At 68.2% G+C, this 17,294-nt stretch carries 20 protein-coding genes; 5 read left to right on the top strand and 15 right to left on the bottom strand.

Annotated elements, in window-relative coordinates:
• Positions 1–25 precede the first annotated feature (25 nt).
• From ACW62_RS04875 to ACW62_RS04855, 8 genes are all read right to left on the bottom strand, one after another.
• Entirely contained in the window at positions 26–1,264 is a 1,239-nt protein-coding gene (locus ACW62_RS04875) for a tyrosine-type recombinase/integrase (RefSeq protein WP_053202942.1), read from the bottom strand.
• Complete coding sequence (locus ACW62_RS32920; RefSeq protein ID WP_083459229.1) at positions 1,261–1,461, bottom strand: helix-turn-helix domain-containing protein; 201 nt, start codon at positions 1,459–1,461, stop codon at positions 1,261–1,263. The genes ACW62_RS04875 and ACW62_RS32920 overlap by 4 nt, the downstream gene beginning before the upstream one ends.
• A gap of 27 nt (positions 1,462–1,488) precedes the next feature.
• Complete coding sequence (locus ACW62_RS04870) at positions 1,489–2,913, bottom strand: replication initiator (protein ID WP_053202941.1); 1,425 nt, start codon at positions 2,911–2,913, stop codon at positions 1,489–1,491.
• On the bottom strand, positions 2,910–4,394 hold the full coding sequence (locus ACW62_RS04865) for an FtsK/SpoIIIE domain-containing protein (RefSeq protein ID WP_053202940.1): 1,485 nt from the start codon (positions 4,392–4,394) through the stop codon (positions 2,910–2,912). Before ACW62_RS04865 ends, ACW62_RS04870 begins: the two co-directional genes overlap by 4 nt.
• Entirely contained in the window at positions 4,391–4,561 is a 171-nt protein-coding gene (locus tag ACW62_RS33785) for a hypothetical protein (protein WP_157574397.1), read from the bottom strand. Before ACW62_RS33785 ends, ACW62_RS04865 begins: the two co-directional genes overlap by 4 nt.
• On the bottom strand, positions 4,558–4,722 hold the full coding sequence (locus tag ACW62_RS33780) for a hypothetical protein (RefSeq protein ID WP_157574395.1): 165 nt from the start codon (positions 4,720–4,722) through the stop codon (positions 4,558–4,560). Before ACW62_RS33780 ends, ACW62_RS33785 begins: the two co-directional genes overlap by 4 nt.
• 86 nt (positions 4,723–4,808) lie before the next feature.
• Positions 4,809–5,333, bottom strand: coding sequence for a hypothetical protein (locus ACW62_RS04860; RefSeq protein WP_053202939.1), 525 nt, complete (start codon positions 5,331–5,333; stop codon positions 4,809–4,811).
• A gap of 2 nt (positions 5,334–5,335) precedes the next feature.
• Positions 5,336–5,740 (bottom strand): hypothetical protein, encoded by a 405-nt coding sequence (locus tag ACW62_RS04855; RefSeq protein WP_157574393.1) that lies wholly within the window; start codon positions 5,738–5,740, stop codon positions 5,336–5,338.
• 179 nt (positions 5,741–5,919) lie between these two features.
• Between ACW62_RS04855 and ACW62_RS04850 the strand changes: the two genes are divergently transcribed.
• The 3 genes from ACW62_RS04850 (at position 5,920) to ACW62_RS04840 (ending at position 8,144) form a co-directional block, all read left to right on the top strand.
• The gene (locus tag ACW62_RS04850) at positions 5,920–6,249 is read left to right on the top strand and encodes a winged helix-turn-helix domain-containing protein (protein ID WP_083459228.1); all 330 of its coding nucleotides are present in this window, start codon (positions 5,920–5,922) and stop codon (positions 6,247–6,249) included.
• 126 nt (positions 6,250–6,375) lie between these two features.
• Positions 6,376–7,590, top strand: a complete 1,215-nt coding sequence (locus ACW62_RS04845) for a helix-turn-helix domain-containing protein (RefSeq protein ID WP_053202937.1) — start codon at positions 6,376–6,378, stop codon at positions 7,588–7,590.
• Positions 7,587–8,144 (top strand): flavoprotein, encoded by a 558-nt coding sequence (locus tag ACW62_RS04840; RefSeq protein ID WP_053202936.1) that lies wholly within the window; start codon positions 7,587–7,589, stop codon positions 8,142–8,144. Before ACW62_RS04845 ends, ACW62_RS04840 begins: the two co-directional genes overlap by 4 nt.
• A 956-nt stretch (positions 8,145–9,100) precedes the next feature.
• Here ACW62_RS04840 and ACW62_RS33775 read toward each other — a convergent pair.
• From ACW62_RS33775 to ACW62_RS04825, 5 genes are all read right to left on the bottom strand, one after another.
• Positions 9,101–10,273: a trypsin-like serine protease gene (locus tag ACW62_RS33775; protein ID WP_157574391.1), complete on the bottom strand. Its 1,173-nt coding sequence runs from the start codon at positions 10,271–10,273 to the stop codon at positions 9,101–9,103.
• A gap of 737 nt (positions 10,274–11,010) precedes the next feature.
• Complete coding sequence (locus tag ACW62_RS32915; RefSeq protein ID WP_083459296.1) at positions 11,011–11,292, bottom strand: hypothetical protein; 282 nt, start codon at positions 11,290–11,292, stop codon at positions 11,011–11,013.
• Positions 11,293–11,297: 5 nt separating this feature from the next.
• Complete coding sequence (locus tag ACW62_RS04835; RefSeq protein WP_053202935.1) at positions 11,298–11,531, bottom strand: hypothetical protein; 234 nt, start codon at positions 11,529–11,531, stop codon at positions 11,298–11,300.
• Positions 11,532–11,660: 129 nt separating this feature from the next.
• Entirely contained in the window at positions 11,661–11,978 is a 318-nt protein-coding gene (locus ACW62_RS04830) for a hypothetical protein (RefSeq protein WP_157574389.1), read from the bottom strand.
• The gene (locus ACW62_RS04825; protein ID WP_053202933.1) at positions 11,975–12,526 is read right to left on the bottom strand and encodes a hypothetical protein; all 552 of its coding nucleotides are present in this window, start codon (positions 12,524–12,526) and stop codon (positions 11,975–11,977) included. Before ACW62_RS04825 ends, ACW62_RS04830 begins: the two co-directional genes overlap by 4 nt.
• 387 nt (positions 12,527–12,913) lie before the next feature.
• On the opposite strand from ACW62_RS04825, the gene ACW62_RS04820 reads away from it, so the two are divergent.
• Both ACW62_RS04820 and ACW62_RS04815 read left to right on the top strand, forming a co-directional pair.
• Complete coding sequence (locus ACW62_RS04820) at positions 12,914–13,174, top strand: helix-turn-helix transcriptional regulator (RefSeq protein ID WP_240477233.1); 261 nt, start codon at positions 12,914–12,916, stop codon at positions 13,172–13,174.
• 171 nt (positions 13,175–13,345) lie between these two features.
• The gene (locus tag ACW62_RS04815; RefSeq protein WP_205629141.1) at positions 13,346–14,359 is read left to right on the top strand and encodes a tyrosine-type recombinase/integrase; all 1,014 of its coding nucleotides are present in this window, start codon (positions 13,346–13,348) and stop codon (positions 14,357–14,359) included.
• Between the two features lie 221 nt (positions 14,360–14,580).
• On the opposite strand, the gene ACW62_RS04810 is transcribed toward ACW62_RS04815, so the two are convergent.
• Entirely contained in the window at positions 14,581–15,330 is a 750-nt protein-coding gene (locus ACW62_RS04810) for an ABC transporter ATP-binding protein (RefSeq protein ID WP_053202931.1), read from the bottom strand.
• 1 nt (position 15,331) lies between these two features.
• Complete coding sequence (locus tag ACW62_RS04805; protein ID WP_205629140.1) at positions 15,332–17,293, bottom strand: dipeptide/oligopeptide/nickel ABC transporter permease/ATP-binding protein; 1,962 nt, start codon at positions 17,291–17,293, stop codon at positions 15,332–15,334.
• Position 17,294 lies beyond the last annotated feature (1 nt).

Below are 17,294 nucleotides of genomic sequence, written 5' to 3'. Positions count from 1 at the left end.
TGTGATCAGCCCTCGTTGACGCAGGTCAGCGGGGGTTTTCTCGTCTCGCATCACCTCCCTTCACGATCGTCAGCTTGGGTCGGCGGGGACCAGATGGGGACCACCAGGCCGAGAAGGACTCCCCGGCGGCCTTCAACGCCGAAAGGTCCGGGTGCAGGTACCGCGACGTCACGTCAGGCGACTGGTGGCCGGCGACCTTCTGCAGGACGTCGAGCGGGATGCCGGCGTCAGCCATCCACGTCAACGCGGTGTGCCGTAGCCCGTGACGGACGAGCGTCGGATGACCAAGGCGCGTCACCAGCTCGTCCCAGCGAGTCGCATCGCGCAGGGTCGCCGTCGTGATCACGCCCCCGCGGGGACCACGCAGCAGCCGATCATCAGGCTTCCGACCCTTCATCAGACGCTCCAGGGTCGGCACCAACGGTTCGGTGATCGGCACCTTCCGGCGACGCCGGCCCTTGGTGCGCTTGCGGACCAGGCCGCCCCGGCCGGGGTAACGCTGCCACTCGACCCGGATGATCCCGTTCTCCCAGTCCACATACCGCGCATCCAGGCCGGACGCCTCGCTGATCCGCATCGCCGTGGTGGCCAGGATCGTCACCATGTCGCCCCAGCACTGATGCCGCCCAGCCTTGACCACTTCGGCCACCAGCTCTTCGAGTGCGGCGACGTCGGGCAGCGCATAGTCGCGAGGATTCGGCGCCTCTTCTTCGTCGTCGCCCGTTCGTCGGCCGACGGCGGTCCGGCGCGCGCGGTCGTCGGCTGGGTTGCGGCTGATCAGCTCGTCCCGCTTGGCCTCGTTGAGCACCAGGACCAGCGGAGCGATGGTGTTCTTGATCGTAGACCGGCCGATGCCCTTGTCCTCCCACTCATCGATGACGCGGTCGATCAGCCCCGCCGTGATCATGTTCACCGGCAGGTGGCCCATCGCCGGAACCACGCGCAATCTCAGACCCGCCGAATAGCCATCGAGTGTCGAGGTCGTGTCGATCTTGCGCGCCCAGCGATCACCGATGCTGTCGACGTAGTCCTTCAACGTCTGGCCCGGATCGAGGCCGGTCGCGGCAGTGCGTGTCATGCGATCCACCCACGCGGCGGCGGCATCCTCACTATCGAACACTCTCTTGCAGCCGTCGCGCTTGCCGGTGACCGGGTCCGTCCAACGCACACGAGCCTTGTAGACCATGCCCTTCTGGCGCTCTACGGGCTCGATGTCGACGGTGAGCCGAACGCCCAGCGGCGGCAGCTTCTCCGGGGCTGTCATGATGCGACGCGCCGGCCCATGCTCGCGGCGATCCAGGCTTCCAGCTCATTCGCCGGATAGCGGTACACGCTGCCCATCTTGAGGTGGCGTGGGCCGACACCGTCGCGACGCCAGCGGCGCACCGTCGACGGGTCGACACGGAGCCGCCGCGCTGTCTCTTCAGTGGTGAGCAAGCGGCCCAGGTTCGGTCTTCTCATGGTCGGTCTCCCTGCGCTTCGGTCTGATCAGCTGGTGACGTCGTCGGCGCGGCGGATGCGGGCGAGGTTGGCCGAGCGGGTCGCGTTGGCGGCCGCCGCGGTGTCGAGGTAGCCGCGTCCGGCGTAGCGCCAGTCACCGACGACGACGGTTGTCGCCGTGGTGTCGTGCTCGGCCTGGTCGACGTCGAGGACGTCTCGGACGGCTGCGTTGGCCGGGAGTTGGGCGCGGCGCTGCCGCCAGTGCCGGCGGGCGGTGCGGAGCGCGCCGAACGTCACGGAGTAGGCGCGGCTCTTGGTGATGGGGTGGCCCCGGTAGCCGAGGGTGGCGTACCTGTCCTTCAAGCGCTCGTAGTCGTCGTGGATGGGCACGAGCTGCTGCGCGGCCTTGATCAGTCGGACGGCGTGCGGGGTCGCGCCGTGTTTGGCGGCATGGTTCGCGCTGTACAGCTTCCCGGCAACGGGCAGCCCGAAGTCCTCCGTACTCTTCGTCAAGTACTTGGCGAGGTAGGCGGCGACCTGGTGCGGGTGCGCCGGCCCGGCCTGGTTGTCGCGGCCGGCGCCGGGGGTAATGGTGCGTAGGTCGAGCTGCTTCCCCCATCGCAGCCGGAGTGTCTGCCCGCCGGGGATCGGGACGTCCTTGTGCGCGTGGGTGGCGGCGTGCCTGACGGCGTCCTCGAGCTCGGTCACCGTGAGGTCCAGCTGTGGCGGGGTGGCGGGGCCGTCGGGTCCGTCGAGGCGGATGACGACGTGGAAGTGCACGACGCCGCGCGCCTGGAACTCTACGACTCTGGTGTAGGAGACCTTGGCCGCGCTCGTGAACGCCTTCATCGTCATGCCGGCGGTGCGGGCGAGGCGGCGGCGTAGCGCCATGGTGAAGTACCGCCACAGCTGCGGTGCCCACCACTGCCAGGCGGCGTGGGCGGTGTAGTCGTAGCACTGGAAGCACAGCGGCTGACCTACCTGCGGGTCGTCGGCGTCGTGCCGCCGCACACACGACAGCGGCCGGCCGTGCGGACAGCGCGGGCGATCGCGTCGTGCCCGGCACGGCGACGTGCGGCCGTTCGTCGGTCGGGTGTGGCGGTGCACGGCCCCGAACGACGGCGCGGTGAACGTCGCGAACGTCGCCGGATGCTGCGCCACCGTCTCGGGGACGGTCTTGCCGCCGGCCAGGCCGCAGGACAGCAGGTGCCACGCGTCGCCCTTGTACTCCCTGCTGCAGGACGGGCAGACCGCGGCGCGGCGGTTGCCGCAGCGGACGTAGGTGTGCCCGTCCGGTTCGTCGTCGGAGGAGTAGGTGCGTACGACCTCACCCGTAGCCGCGTGCACAGTGGTGGAGGAGCCGGTGAGTCGGATGGGGTTGACGCACCCGCGGGCCTGTTCGCCGGCTCTGCTGCGGGACAGGGAGGCCAGCTGGAACAGCAGCTCCGTGTGACTCAGCGCGTGCGTGCTCACGCGACCGCCCCTGTGTCGTCGCCCTTGGCGTCGTCCTGGTCGTCGGTGTCGGTGACGACGGTGAAGCCGTGACGCGGCGGCGCGGCGGGGTAGTCGCGGGCCATGGCGCGGATGTCGTCGTCGGTGACCCAGGTGAACCGGATGCGGGCCGGGGTGGGGTCGCCGTCGACGAGCACGTATCCGGTGCCGGGCTGAGCCTCGGGGATCGACTCGGCGTGGGCGCCGCGTTCCCAGGCGTCCTTGCCGAGGACCATCTCGACCTCGGACGCGGTATCGAGGCGGAGGGCGACTTTGGTGGGGAACAGGTTGCGGGCGTCGACGACGGACTTGCGGGGGTCCTGGACGAACGCGAGCACGGAAACACCGGCGGCGCGGCCCTGGGACAGGACGACCTTCAGGGACTTGTTGAACTGGTGCTTGAGCTTGGTGTCGTCCTGGTAGTCCGACAGGAATGCCAGCTCGTCGATGATCAGCACCACGAACGGCTCACCCGGCGTCGGTGTGTGCTTGCGGGAGTGCCCGCGCAGCCGCTTCGAGCGTGCCCGGACCAGTTCGGCGGCCTCGGTGACGAGGTCGACCATGTCGCCGGGCTCGTCGTCGGCGGCGAACCGGGAGAACAGCCCGCGGCCCATCGCCAGCTCGATGCCGCCCTTCGGGTCCGCGCCCCACAGCTGCACCAGCCCGGACGGGACGGCCGGGGCGAGCGCACGCACGGTCGACCACAGCGCGGAGCCCTTCCCGGACCCGGTCGCGCCGACGGTCAGGACGTGGCTGTAGAGCAGCCGCAGCCGATACGGGGAGCCGTCCTCGGTGAACCCCACCTGTAGCGCCTCGAAGTCCACGTCCGATGCGTCCAGCGTCATCGCGGGAATGGGGTCGGTGAGCATGTCCCCGGTGCTGAACAACAACGTCACCGTGCCGGGCTGATCACTCCGGACGCGGACCTGAGTCACGCCGAACGCGTGCGCCAGGGCGTCGGCCCGGTCGGCGTAGTCGGCCGGTGACTGGCCGGCGAACATGCGCACGTGCACGGCGTCGGCGGCTGGGTGGGCGGTCACGCCGATCAGCTCGGGCGCCACCTGGCGGCCGAACGGGCCAGCGACGACGGTGAGGCCGCAGCCGGCGGCGACGGTGGGCCAGTGCTTGCGGTAGATCCTCCGGTACCGCCACCGGCCCCGCACCCGCGCGGCGACGCGTTCCGCGGACTCGGGGTGCGCGAGCCGCCACACCACCCAACCGACCATCGGGACCGTAAGCATGAGGACCAGGCCGCCAGCGCCGAGCATGCTGTAGGCGAGGAGCAGCACGGCCCCGGCGGCGAAGACCTGGGGGAGCTTGTGCAGCAGCATCAGTGGCGTCAGCGTCACCCAGCCCAGGCCGCGCAGCAGCCGCCGGATCAGCGAGTCGTGATCGAACAGGTTCTGCACGAAGGTCACGACGGCCTGGATGACGCTCGCGCTCAGTTCGGGCCGTGGGCTCATCGAAGCAGTCCTTCAACGGCGGTCAGGGCGGCGTGCCGGGCGTGGGCGGCGGCGTGGCAGGAGTCGCAGACGGTGTCGCCGGTACCGGGGTGGAACCACGCCTTGATGGCGGCGACCAGGCGGCCGCAGCCGGAGCACGCGACCACCACGGCTAGGGGCTGCTTCATGGGCGGTCACCGCAGCGGGTCACCGAGGCGTCACGGACGGCGTCGGACCGCTGCGCTTGGACCTCGTCCGCGCCGGCCACGAGGGCGGCAACGGTCAACAGCTGGGCGAGGACGACGCCGAGAGCGGCGAGGGGCAGTCGCCGGGTCGTAGGGTTGGACACACCAATCCCCTCCATTCGGGGTGTTGATTGGGGCCACCGGGGACGGGGTTGGTTTCCTAGGCCTGTCACCCGTCCCCGGTGGGGTCTCATCGCGAGACGGCGCGAACCTCACCGTTGACCGCGTCGCTCACGGCGGCCAGCCGCACGATCAGCGCGTCATCACTCGTGGCCGGGTACAGCGACGCCGGCAGCTGGGCGTGCACGATCGCCAGCCAGTCCGCGAGGACAGCCGCGCCGCGCTGGTCGAACGACACGTCATGTGGGGACCAGGCGACCCGGCCGCCGAGGGTGGCGACCAGGCGGACGAGGTTCTTCTCTCCGCTGGACATGACGCCGAACGCCTGCACCTCGGCCGAGGTCTTCGGGCCGTGTGCGTGCCACTCCCAGAACGCGTCGTCGTCGTCCGGGGCCGGGTGCCGGGCTTCGTACGCCTCCCACGCGGCCGCGTCCGCCAGCTGGCCGTTGACGGCCGCGGTGACGACGTCCAGCCAGCCGGGGTGCGCGTCGATGCTGCCGGCGATCCGCTCGACCAGCTGCCGCACCCACGGATGCCGGCCAGCGAGCCAGTCAGCCGCCGCGTACGCATCGGTCGGGACCTCGATGACGGTCATCGTCAGGCCGCCTTCTCGCCGCTGCCGGCGCTGGTCTTGCCGGCGTCCTTGCGCGGCGGCGTGTGCGACGCGATCCCGCCGGCCCGCCACGACTCCACCAGCTGGCCCGTCTTCGTCGCCCGCGCCGACGCCACCAGGTCACCGAACTCGATCGGTGAATAGTCCGCGATCTCCGGCTTCAACGGCGCCGGGACCGTCACCTGCGCCCGCGCCGTCAACTCCCGATCGAACGACACCGTCCGGTAATTGACCTCCACCGACCACAACGGCAGCCGCGACTCCTCATCCACCGCCTGCCGCTCCGACTGCCGACGACCCTCCGGAGTGTCCTCCCACTCATGCACCGAGTTGACGACACCGGTCGCCGTCATCTGCTGCCGCTTGCTGTCCACTGCATAGGTCGCCATGACCTCTCCTTTCGTAGCCGGGGACTCTCCCCGATCCCGCACTCGGAGGTGCGCGGGACGTCTTAAGAATGCACTATGTCGACATAGTGCGTCAAGATGGTTTGCACACCCGAGCGATAGGGTGTTGCGAACCAGATGCACTTAGTGCGGCAACAGGTGTCCGCGGATGGAGGCTGGCGATGGCGACTGGACCGGCGTTCCGGCAGCTCGCGGACGATTTGCGCGCGCGGATCGCGGCGGGGGAGTTGCCGCCGGGAAGCCAGCTGCCGTCCATGACCCAGCTGCGCGAGAAGCACAGCGTGTCCAGCACCGTCGTCCGGGACGCACTCAACGAGCTGCGCCGCGACGGACTGATCATCGGTCGCCAGGGCAAGGGCGTCTTCGTCGCTGATGACGTGAGCGGCGCGGATCGTCGACCCGACGACACCCAGGCGCGGCTCGATCGCCTTGAAGAGGCCGTTCGGACCCTGACTGAACGCGTCGACGAGCTTGCCGCTGGCCGCGAGTGACCATGGGCAGGCGTGCTTCGTTGGTTGATGCGGGCTGTCACACCACCAGCAGAACCCGCCTCGCCGGTAGGTGCCCGGACAAACTGTCCGGGTGCGTGACTGACCTGCTGACCTATCGTTGACACTATGCGTGGAGCAGGGGACACCCTCAGCATCGGAGAGCGCATCGCGTTCTTCAGAGTGCGGCGCGGCCTGACCCAATCCGTGCTCGCGAACCTCGTGGGCCGCTCGGAGGATTGGCTCAGCAAGATCGAGCGCGGTGAGCGCGAGATCCGGCGGCTCGACGTCCTCACCGAGTTGGCGCGAGCCCTACGGGTCACCCTGGCCGACCTCATCGGCCAACCGGTCCTCGTCGAGGACGACCGCGCCAATGACGACGTGCCCGCCATCCGCGATGCGCTGATGAGCCCACGCCGGCTCTCACAGTTGCTGTTCAACCAGACCGCGGTCGTGCAGATCGACCTCACGCACGCCGAGCGAATGACCGTGACGGCCTGGGAGGACTACCAGAACGGCGGACTCGGCCGAACCATCGCCGTCCTGCCCCAGCTGCTGGCGTCTGCTCAAGCGCTCGAAGCGGAGGGAACCCGAGCCGGCTGGCGGGTGTCCGCCAGAGCGCACCACCTCGCCGCCACCACACTCAGCAAGATCGGCGAAGTCGACCTTGCGTGGATCGCAGCCGAGCGAGCCATGAGCGCGGCCGGCCAGTCCGAAGACCCACTCGCACTCGCCTCCGCCGCTCGCGCCGGCACTCACGCGCTCCTGTCAGTCGGCCGCTACGACGATGCTCTTCAGGTCGGGGACGCGGCCCGCAGCTGGTTGGCGGGCACGGTCCGAGCTGGCGAGCCCGAAGCGCTCAGTCTGCTCGGCATGCTCGACCTACGCATGGCCGTGGCCGCTGCCCGTCGGCAGGACCGCCCGACAACAACTGCGCTCCTCGATCGAGCGACCCAAGCAGCGGCCCGACTGGGCCACGACGCGAACCACTGGCAGACCGCCTTCGGCCCGACCAACGTCCACGTGCATCGCGTCTCCACAGCTCTGGACCTCGGAGACGTCGCCTACGTAGCCGAGCACGGCCCGCGGATCGACCCGAGCCCGCTGCCCATCGAGCGGCAGGTCTGTCACCGCATCGACGTGGCGCGCGCCTACAGCCACCTTGCCCAGGACGACGAAGCCGTCGACGCGCTGCTGACGGCTGAGCAACAGGCGCCACAGTTCGTCCGCCACAACCCCGCCGTCCGCGAGACCGTCCGGGCGATCTACCGACGCTCACCCGTCACCATGGGTGGCCGACAGTCCGAGGTCATGCAACTCGCCGAACGCTGCCGAGCCGTATGAGCGGCCCCGTCCTCGGACTCGTCGCCTGCGCGGCCGGCGGCATCGAAGATCTCCGAACCCAGCTGATCGAGCCCATGCAGGCCGACGGCTGGACCGTCGCCGTCACCCTCACGCCAACCGCCGCAACCTGGCTACGCGCATCGGGGGAGTTCGACGAGATCCAGGAGGCCACCGGGCTGGCAGTGCGCGACCAAGCCCGCCTGCCCACCGAGGCAAGTCCCCATCCGCAAGTCGACTGCTATGCGGTCGTTCCCGCGACGGCCAACACCGTTGCCAAGCTCGCACTCGGAATAGCCGACAATCACGCACTCACGGGCGTGAGCGAGGCCATCGGCAACGGCACACCGCCGATCGTCGTTTTCCCCCGGATCAACGCCGCCCATGCGGCGCATCCGGCGTGGCGAGGTCATGTCGACACACTCCAACGCGTCGGCGTTCACCTTGTCGTCGGAGACGATGTCTGGCCCTTGCACGCTCCGCGCAGTGCACCCGGACGGCAGCTACCGTGGGCGACCATCCGCACAACCATCCTCCGAGCGGCCGCAGGCCCGTAGGCTCGGTGCATCCGCTCGTCGGCCGCTTCTTCCGCTGCGATTATCGTTCTGCGACGGTCCGATGGGCGACGTGCCGGCACGAGTCTCTCCCCGCCGAGACACATATCCACGGACCTCAGCGAGTGTGCGACGCTAGAACGGCACGAACCAGATCCATCGAACCCCACGCTTGCTGCGGTTTTGGCGTTGCGCGCCGCCCCTCGCCGGCGTGCTGCCGACCCGAGCGCATCGAGGAAGGTGCTGGCGATGAACCTACAGCCAGGCGGTGAATTCGCAGGCTAGGCGACGAGGGCGCACTAGATCCGGTTCTGGTCCAGGTCGTGCAGCGGCAGGTTGGCCAGCCGGTGTCTTTCGCGATGCGGATGCGGTCTTCAGCACAGGCGCGGCGGCGGTGGCGCAGCTCCAGCGTCAGGCATCCTTCCTCTGCCCGCGATGTGCGAAGCTGGAAGTTGACAGGCGAACTCATAGAGGCGGCGCTTCCTCGGTGACGCTAGGGTCGTGCGGCTCCTACGCACGTCGTCTTGCCTGGCAGCTCACGAGTTTCGAGAAAGGGGCACCAGCAATGAACCTCCACCCGGACGCCGACGATCGGCGCCGAGAGATTCGGCTCATGACCCAGGAGGAGAACGCGAGCCGTGCTTCGGCGGCGGCGCGCTTATGGGGGGTGCTGGTGGTGACTGCGAACAACTGCTTGGCCATACGGCAGGGCTCCGACCCGGGAGCGATTGCTGCAGTCGTTTGGCCCTACGGCTGGACAGTTGAGGCGGACGGTTTGGGCTTGGCCGTTCTCCGGGACACTAGTGGTTCAATCGTTGCAACCGAGGGTCAACGGATCGGGATCGGCGGCGGACTTGGCCCGCCGCCTCCCAATCATGACTGCGCTCGCGAAAAGACGTTCATTGCATCCCACGACATTGTCATTGCATGATGAGCGATGCGGCGCAAGGTATTAACGCTTAGTCGAGCATAATTGTGGCCTGTAAAGCCCCAGAGATCTCGACCGCCGGTGAGAATATTGCCGCGCACTGGTTTGGTTTGCCATCGCTGCCGGGGACGATAAATGCCGAAAGTTGTCCGTAAGCAACATTCCACTCCGCCGAGACCCACCCGGCGTACACTGGTCCTCCGGAGTCACCGCCTCGTGGACCCGGATCCATTTTCGCGCACGACATCCGTAAATGGCGGGTTCCGTCACTGTACCTTAGGATCTGGTTTCTGAGCGTAATAGAGCCGCAACGCTCGTCCGTTGTCGCGCCGCTAACACACACATACGTTCCCGTTGAGTCCGGCTTCGGATCGGCAGCATGGACGGGAAGTCGGACCTCAGTGCTTGCTCGTCCTAACCAGAATCCAGTGTCAGGAACTCCGCTCCTTAATGTAATGGCTGCAGCGTCAGCAGTTGCTCCCGCGAAGTGATTCTGGCTAACAAATCCAATTCTCTGATTCGGATTTCCTTGATAAACGCTCGCGTTGAGCGCGAAGCAATGCCCCGCAGTGCTCGATATCTCGTTGCCTGTGGCCCACGAAATCCAGCCAAATCCCTGGGTGCAAACGTGTTCACCTGCCCGGCCAGCGTCAGATTGGATGTCCGTCAGCGCATTCCCTGCGGTCCAGGGTGACGTGTCGATGACACGATTCGCTGACATGATCGGGCCTGAAACATCCGCACGGATCGGATACCCGGAAGCGGTGGATGCCAACTCTGCAAGTCCTGGAGCCTCGACAGACGTGGCGAGATATATTGCCGAATTCATGGGATCGGGTCCGATAATCGTAATTAGGTCCGCCAGATCCCCTGCCCAGGCCGTGTCCGTTTCCGACAGACGCTCTGCGGCCGCGAGAAGTTCAGAGTCGGTATAAGAGACTTCCATCTGCTCGATTAAGTGCCCAACGCCAGCATCATTGAAATGCTGCTGAACCGAATCCTTGTAGTCTTCGATGGCTTGAGCGTCTGCATTCGGATCGGGTTTATAGGCGACGATAAGCGCTTCGTCTTCAGCGCTCCAATGAACAGTGGCCACCTCTGCACCCTGGCCGCCTTCAGCGATCTTGGAGGAGGCAGTGAGCTCCGCAGATGCCTGAAGGGCAGTGTATTGCTCCTTTAGGTTCACTGAAGACTCGGCTGCCATTCCTTCGTTCCCTGACGCGTTCACACCGGGTACCGACTCCCGAACGGCGCTCGACGTCGTTGCGAGAGCTGTCACCACTAGTGCGGCAGGCAAGGTGGCCGTTATTGCCGCTCGTATTCGCATGAGACCCCCCAAATTGGTCCAAGCTATGAAATCGCAGGATACGTAACGGCGCAGGGTAGTTGCAAGGTGCAATCTCACCTGGCGGGCTTCCACGCATCCGACGCGTTCTCCGGTTCGTGGCCGGCCAGAGTTCGGCGACACAAGTGAACGCTCCGGGAGGACACCTGGTGACGCTGGGCGCCTTGAGGCGTGCCTAAAGGCGGGTGTGGTGAGAACTTTCTGTACTCCGTCAAGGCGGCGCGCAAGCGCGCCGCAGCACGCCCGGGCCCGCGCCGGGCGTGCGGCCTGGCGGCCGTTCCGGGCGCGGGCCCGGGCGTGTGCACGAGCTGGCCGACACCGACTCAGGCCACGCGGATATCTCACGGAGCGTCGTCCCCCTCATCGCAGCCATTCTTATGGCCTCACTCCGGGCATCAAGGGCGTCAAGATCGTTCGCCATACGGACCGGGCAGGTCGCCCTGAATCAACGAGGGGCGAACCATCTTGACGTCGCTGCGCGATGGCGCAAGCGCCACCCTTGACCCCCCTGCGCTCCGGCCAACGACCGGCAGCTATGAGGACGACGCCGCAGAGTGGGGACGGGCGCTGGGCTCGACGCGTGTGGAGCGTCGCGTCTACGAGGCTCGTTTGGTGTCGGCTCGTGAGCCGTAGCGCTCGTGGGCGGATTGACGGCTAACGCCGAGTGCGAGGCCGATGCGGGCCCAGGACCGGCCGTTCGCACGAGCTGCCTGGACGGCGGCGCGGACTCGTCGTTCCGCTACGGCGACCTCGTCTGCGGCCTCGGCGACGGCCTTGAGGTCCGCTGTGTCCTCGGCCGGCGTGGTGGCGGGGTCGAGTCCGTCGAGCCATGCGTCGGCGTCGGCGGCTCGCTGGTCCGTGTCGGGCTTGTTTGCCATATGCTTCACCGCCCCCAGGGCAAGTAGGCGTAGAACTTCGGCCGGAGAGCCATCGCGTGGATGATCACCGGATCGGTGTCCGGGTCGAGCACCACGACTTCCAGCAGGTTGCCGTCGACCCCGGCCCCGATGAGCAGAACACGGTCGCCCTGCCCAACTTCGGTGATCGCATGTCGTGCCGCGTGCACCATGTCCTCGTCGGACACGCTGTGCTTGCGGGCGCTGTCCGCGATCACCATTCCACTGTCAGGATACCCTGACGCTTGCTTGTCGTCCACGAGTGTCCTTCCTGCCACGCGAGCGGCCGGCTCTCGCCCGGCTCGTCAGTGATCGGGGGAGAGCCGGCTGCTCATGCGTGGCGCGAGCTATCAGTCACGCTGGTTACGGACCGTCCCGCCCAGCTCTGTCGCGCGTTCGGCGGCTTCGGTCAGCGCCGACGTGATCTCCGGCACGGATGCGGCTGCGAACAGATAGTCAGCAGTGGAGGCCCATGGCGTGGTGACCGTCACCTCGACGCACACCGACGCCCGCGGCTGGACGCGTTGGGCGAGGTTCACGCCGACCAGGCCGCCGTCACGGAGCCCGCCCTTCACCGACGCCAGGTACTTGCGGTGCACCGTGTGCGTGCCGGTCTCGTCGCACCACTTCACCGAGCACGCCGCATTGCGGTCGACAGGCCCGGTCACGGCTGGCGCTCCTGCTCCGCGATGTACAGATTCCGCACGTCTTCCAGCGACGAGCGCAGCTCGCTCAGTCGGTCCGCCAGCTCCGGGATGCCCGACAGCGTCTCGGCATGCTCCTCGACCAGCGTCATCGACCGGTCCAGCGTCTCCATGTGGACCTCGACCGCCAGTGAACGGCCGGCGGCCCGATCCAGGCGACCGCGGAACCCGATCACGAGCCCGCCCCAGCGGCGGTAGAGACGGTCCAGGCGCTCGATGATCTGCTCATCGGTCATGCCCGGCAAGTACGTCCGCGCGTCCGTGAGGATGGTTGGGGTCCAGCCGGCCCGCTGAACGATGGTGCCGATGCGATGCAGCTCGTCGGCCAGTTGGTGCGCATCGATCGCCGTGAGGGCGAAGTGCGCGTACTCCTCCGAGCCCTCCGGGCGGATCGTCACATCGATGGTCGGGCCCTCCTCGTCATGGAACGCGACGATCTCCCCGACGTCGGGATGCACGAACGGTGCACGGGTGATGATCTCTCGCTTCTTCGGCTTCGGTACGGTGACCATGGGTCTCCTCCTGCTTAGCTCAGGTTGGGATCAAGTCCCCGGCCCGGTGTGTCCAGCACCGGCCGGGGGCGACTACAAGGGACATGGCGCGCGGGGACCAGATGGGGACCACCGCGGGTCACCCGCATGCACGTCCTGCACGCAGGGCCTTCCTGTGGCACGCGGCGCGCAGATTGCTGACCTGGCGAAATGCAGTTGAGGGCAACTGGGGGTCAGGGGGTCGCAGGTTCAAATCCTGTCAGCCCGACGGATCGGTCCTGGTAGTTGGCGGTTCCCAGGACCTTCCTGGTAGGTGGAATTTGAACCGCCCATCGAAAACCCATCACAAACCCTGCCGCTCGGCGGCGCTTCGTCGCGTCGTGCTCGGTTGCTGCGGGTCGGCTGTCGATGCCCCTGGTCGTCAGGGTGTCGGCCACGCACCTGGCCGGCATGGACGACATGGCGGAGTCTTCGGGCCCGTGGGGCCTGGAACCACTGATCGACGTCGAGGAGCTGGCCGAGTATCTCGGTGTCCCGGTGACGACGATCTACGACTGGCGCACCCACGGGAAGGGTCCGCCCGCGTTCCGGTTCGGGAAGCGGCTCAAGTTCGCGGTCTCGGACGTGCGGACCTGGCTGGCCGCGCAGCGCGAGCCTGGGGCGGGGTGATCCGCGATGCCTAGGCCCCGTCTGCCGATCGGCACCTTTGGCGAGATCACACACCGCCGGACCGCCCGAGGACGCGTCGAGGCACGGACTCGGTATCGGGATTGGGACGGCAAGACGCGTATCGTCCAGGCCACCGCTGACACGGAGCCCGCCGCCGAACGGGCATTGAAGGTGAAGCTGTCCGAGCGGTCGCTGTTCCAGGGCTCGTTCACTGCGCTCACACCGGGCAGCGGGTTCCCCGCCCTCGTGGAGTACTGGCTCGAAGACCTCGACCTCGAGGACCGGCTGTCACCGTCCACACGCGAGCTCTACGAGCGCGACATGCGCACCCTCGTCCTGCCGACCTTCGCCGAGCTCACCCTCCGCGAGATCGGTGTCGCCCGCTGCGACCGGTTCATCAAGCAGCTCGCGAAGCAGAGCTACAGCCGCGCCAAGCACGCCCGCGTCGTCCTCCGGCTGGCGCTCGCGCTGGCGGTCCGGCACGAGATCATCCCCAGGAACCCGATGGATCACATCTCCCGCCTGCACCGCACCCCGTCTACTCCGGATGCGCTCACGGTGGCCGAGGTCGACGCCGTCCGCGCCGCAGTCCGGCACTGGGAGTCCGGACTATCGCGGTCGGGCCCTCGTCCCGACGGTCAGCTCGGGCAGATCATCGAGGTCATGCTCGGTTCGTCGGCCCGCATCGGAGAGGTGCTCGCGATCCGGCGCTGCGACGTTGACGTCGCCGGCTCGCCCCCAACGCTGCGGATCGCCGGAACGATCGTCACCCGCCGTGGCGAGCCAGCGCACCGCCAGGACCACCCGAAGACCGCCAAGTCCCGTCGGACCATGGCCCTGCCGTCCTACGCGGCCGAAGCGGTTCGCCAGCGGCTCGCGGTGATGGGGGAGCGGTCCCCGGACGCGCTGCTGTTCTGCAGCCGCAACGGAACACCACTGACCCCGAACAACGTGCGTCGCCAGCTCCGCCGCGTCATGAAGCTGGCTGAGATCGACGGCGTCACCCCGCACGCGTTCCGCCGCACGGTCGCGACCGCGGTCAACGAGGCTGCCGGCGTCAACCTGGCCGCGGAGCTCCTCGGCCACAGCGACACCAAGATCACCATCGCACACTACATCCGCCGCAACGAGATGGTGAATCCAGCCACCGCGGATATCCTCGACGAGGCCTTCCGCCGCACCTGAACGATGGCCGGAAGGGCATGGATGGCATTCACGACGTAGTCCTCCGACGACGTCTCCGAGCAGCACGGCGCGCCAGCACGCGCGGGGTGAGTGGGCAACTCCGTGGGGGGACTCGCCCACCTGGACTCACGCTTCATGCGACGCTTGAGCTGGCTCGGTGAGGAGTGGCGTCCACGATGCGCTCTTCACCGAACCTCGTGCAGCTGATCGTCGACCGTGCGTCACGCCATACTCGGGACGGCCTCCAACAGTCGCCTGGTGTAGGGGTGCGATGGGCGTTCGATGACGGCCTCCGTCGGCCCATACTCGACGAGCTGTCCGGATTTCATGACAGCGATCGAGCCTGCCATGTAGCGGACTACCGCGAGATTGTGCGAGATGAACAGGATTCCGACTCCGGTGCGGGACTGGATCTCTTTGAGCAGGTTGAGCACGGCACCCTGGACGGAGACGTCGAGGGCGGACGTGATCTCGTCGGCGATCAGGATCTGAGGATCGGCGGCGAGGGCACGCGCGATGGCAACGCGCTGGCGCTGCCCGCCGGAGAGCTGTCGCGGGAGCTTGTTGACGTCGCTCGGATCCAGGCGCACCATCTCCAGCAGTTCGGCGATGCGTCCTGATCGCGCCTGTCCACTCGGCCCGCGCAGACCCTCGGAGATCGAGGCGCCCACGCTCATCCGCGGGTTGAGAGACGCGTACGGATCCTGGAAGACGTACTGCAGGGGCCGGCTGATGAGGTCCCCGCGACTGCGCGTCGCCGGGTTGAACTCCACGTCCTTCCACGCGATCGCTCCAGAGGCCAGTGGGGCCAGCCCGACCGCCGCCTTCGCGAGGGTCGACTTGCCGGACCCGGACTCGCCGACGAGCCCGACGATGGAGTTGGCTGCCACGGCCAGGCTCACGTCGTCGACGGCTCTGACGGCGCGGCGGCCGTAACCGTACGTCACCACGACGTTGCGCAGTTCCAGCACGTCACACCTCGCCTTCGGCGGCCACGCGGCGCGCGCTCGCAGGGACGGAGGCCGGCCCGGCCATACCCTGCGGCGCCCGGCCGGCTGGGAGCAGCGGGTGCCAGCACGCGACCGCGCCGCCTCGACCCGAGTCCACGAGCTCGGGCCGGTGCTCGAGGCACTGGTCGTCCGCGTAGCCGCAACGCGGGGCGAACGCGCACCCCGCCGGCAGTTGGGCGGTGTGCGGTGGCCGGCCCGGAATGCTCGCGAGGGGCTGCGACCGGTCCGTCGACATGTCGGGGATGCTCGCGACCAGCGCGCGGGTGTACGGATGTGCCGCATCGGTGACCAGCCCGCTCACGGGCAGTTCCTCGACCACGCGGCCGGCGTACATGACGAGGACCCGAGAAGCGGTCTCGGCCACCACGGCGATGTCGTGGCTGATCAGCAGGACGGCGGCGGCCGTCTGCTCGGAGATCCGCTGAAGCAGGTTGAGCACCTCCCGCTGGACGGTCACGTCCAGCGCGGTCGTCGGCTCGTCGGCGATGATCAACGCCGGCTGGGCCATCAGGCCCATCGCGATCGACGCGCGCTGGCGCATGCCGCCGGAGAACTCCATCGGATACTGCTTCGCGCGCACCTCCGGCGAGCTGATCAACACCGCGCTGAGCCTGTCGACGGCCCGTTGCCACGCATCCCGGCGCCCGAGGCCCTCGTGGGTCTCGGCGACCTCAGCGAGCTGCCGTCCGACCTTGAGTGTCGGGTTCAACGACGACATGGGGTCTTGGAAGACCATCGCGAGCGAGGTGCCGAGCAACCGCTCGCGGTCGCGCGAGCGCATCAGCCGCAGCTCCTGGCCCTTGATCCGGTGCACGTCGGCCTCGGCGAGGCCCGGATAGGAGATGAGCCGGGCCGCCGCCATGGCCGTGAGGCTCTTGCCCGAGCCGGACTCACCGACGAGGCCGACGATCTCGCCAGGCCGGATCCGCAGGCTCACGTCGGTGACCGGGGAGAACGGCGTGGTCTCGCCGGGCATCGTGACGGTCAGTCCGTCGAGCCGCAGCACCTCGTCGCCGTCGTCCGCCGATCGCGTCGGCGCGGCGGCCTCCGGGCCCTGGCGGCGCGAGAGGCGGGACGGCATCCGCAGGTGACCATGGTGGTGGCCGCCGAGGATCTGGGTGAGGAGCTCGCCCGCGAGGACGAAGGTGAGCCCGGCGACCACGATGGTGATGCACGGCGCGAGTGCGGCCGCGGGGTTGGTGTAGATGGCCGGCAGCCCGTCGGACAGCATGCGGCCCCAGTCATACGACGGGGGCTGGACGCCGAACCCGAGGTAGGAGAGCGCCGAGATGCTGAGCAGCGCCGCTCCGACCTGGCTGGTCATGTTCACGATCAGGGGTTCGGAGATGTTGGGGATGACATGGCGGGTCAGGATCCGCCACCGCGAGACACCCAGGAGCCGCGCGGCGGAGACGTAGTCGGCGTTCGCGATGCCGCTCGCGGTGGTGTGAGTGAGCCGCGCGAACGATGGCGCGAAGGCGATCGACATCGAGAGGACGGCGCCGCGTGCGCCCACGCCGAAGATCATCGCGAGGAAGAGCGCGAGCAGCAGCCCGGGGAAGGCGACCATCAGGTTCAGGCCCGCGACCACCACGCGGCCGGCACGCTTGCCCAGCACGATCGGGACGGCGCCGATGATCAGGCCGGCCACCACACCGATGGCCACCACGAGCAGGGCGAGCACGAGGGACATCCGGGTGGCCACCAGCGTCCGGGTGAAGACGTCGCGCCCGAGGGCGTCGGTGCCGAACGGGTGTTCCGCCGACGATCCCGACTGGAGCGAACCCACGACGATCTCGTCGGCGCGGTCGCCCAGCAGCGGCGGCGCCAGGATCGCGGTGACGAGGAGGAGGAGAAGCAGCCCGGCCGTCACGATGCCGAGCGGTGACGACAGATGGTGCCGGGTGCGGCGCGACCAGGACACG

Origin of the sequence: Jiangella muralis (assembly GCF_001270745.1) — a bacterium.
GTDB classification, from domain to species: Bacteria; Actinomycetota; Actinomycetes; order Jiangellales; family Jiangellaceae; genus Jiangella; species Jiangella muralis.
Note: the sequence above shows the minus strand (reverse complement) of the source record. Positions and strands in the feature narration are given on the sequence as shown.

Bases quoted from the DNA above. Each gene is read 5' to 3' on its own strand.
- ACW62_RS04840 (WP_053202936.1), top strand. From the start codon at position 7,587: ATGAGCGGCCCCGTCCTCGGACTCGTCGCCTGCGCGGCCGGCGGCATC.
- ACW62_RS32915 (WP_083459296.1), bottom strand. From the start codon at position 11,292: ATGGCAAACAAGCCCGACACGGACCAGCGAGCCGCCGACGCCGACGCA.
- ACW62_RS04860 (WP_053202939.1), bottom strand. From the start codon at position 5,333: ATGACCGTCATCGAGGTCCCGACCGATGCGTACGCGGCGGCTGACTGG.
- ACW62_RS04820 (WP_240477233.1), top strand. From the start codon at position 12,914: ATGCCCCTGGTCGTCAGGGTGTCGGCCACGCACCTGGCCGGCATGGAC.
- ACW62_RS04850 (WP_083459228.1), top strand. From the start codon at position 5,920: ATGGCGACTGGACCGGCGTTCCGGCAGCTCGCGGACGATTTGCGCGCG.
- ACW62_RS33785 (WP_157574397.1), bottom strand. From the start codon at position 4,561: ATGAAGCAGCCCCTAGCCGTGGTGGTCGCGTGCTCCGGCTGCGGCCGC.
- ACW62_RS04855 (WP_157574393.1), bottom strand. From the start codon at position 5,740: ATGGCGACCTATGCAGTGGACAGCAAGCGGCAGCAGATGACGGCGACC.
- ACW62_RS04875 (WP_053202942.1), bottom strand. From the start codon at position 1,264: ATGACAGCCCCGGAGAAGCTGCCGCCGCTGGGCGTTCGGCTCACCGTC.
- ACW62_RS33775 (WP_157574391.1), bottom strand. From the start codon at position 10,273: ATGGCAGCCGAGTCTTCAGTGAACCTAAAGGAGCAATACACTGCCCTT.
- ACW62_RS32920 (WP_083459229.1), bottom strand. From the start codon at position 1,461: ATGAGAAGACCGAACCTGGGCCGCTTGCTCACCACTGAAGAGACAGCG.
- ACW62_RS04835 (WP_053202935.1), bottom strand. From the start codon at position 11,531: ATGGTGATCGCGGACAGCGCCCGCAAGCACAGCGTGTCCGACGAGGAC.
- ACW62_RS04825 (WP_053202933.1), bottom strand. From the start codon at position 12,526: ATGGTCACCGTACCGAAGCCGAAGAAGCGAGAGATCATCACCCGTGCA.
- ACW62_RS04845 (WP_053202937.1), top strand. From the start codon at position 6,376: ATGCGTGGAGCAGGGGACACCCTCAGCATCGGAGAGCGCATCGCGTTC.
- ACW62_RS04865 (WP_053202940.1), bottom strand. From the start codon at position 4,394: ATGAGCCCACGGCCCGAACTGAGCGCGAGCGTCATCCAGGCCGTCGTG.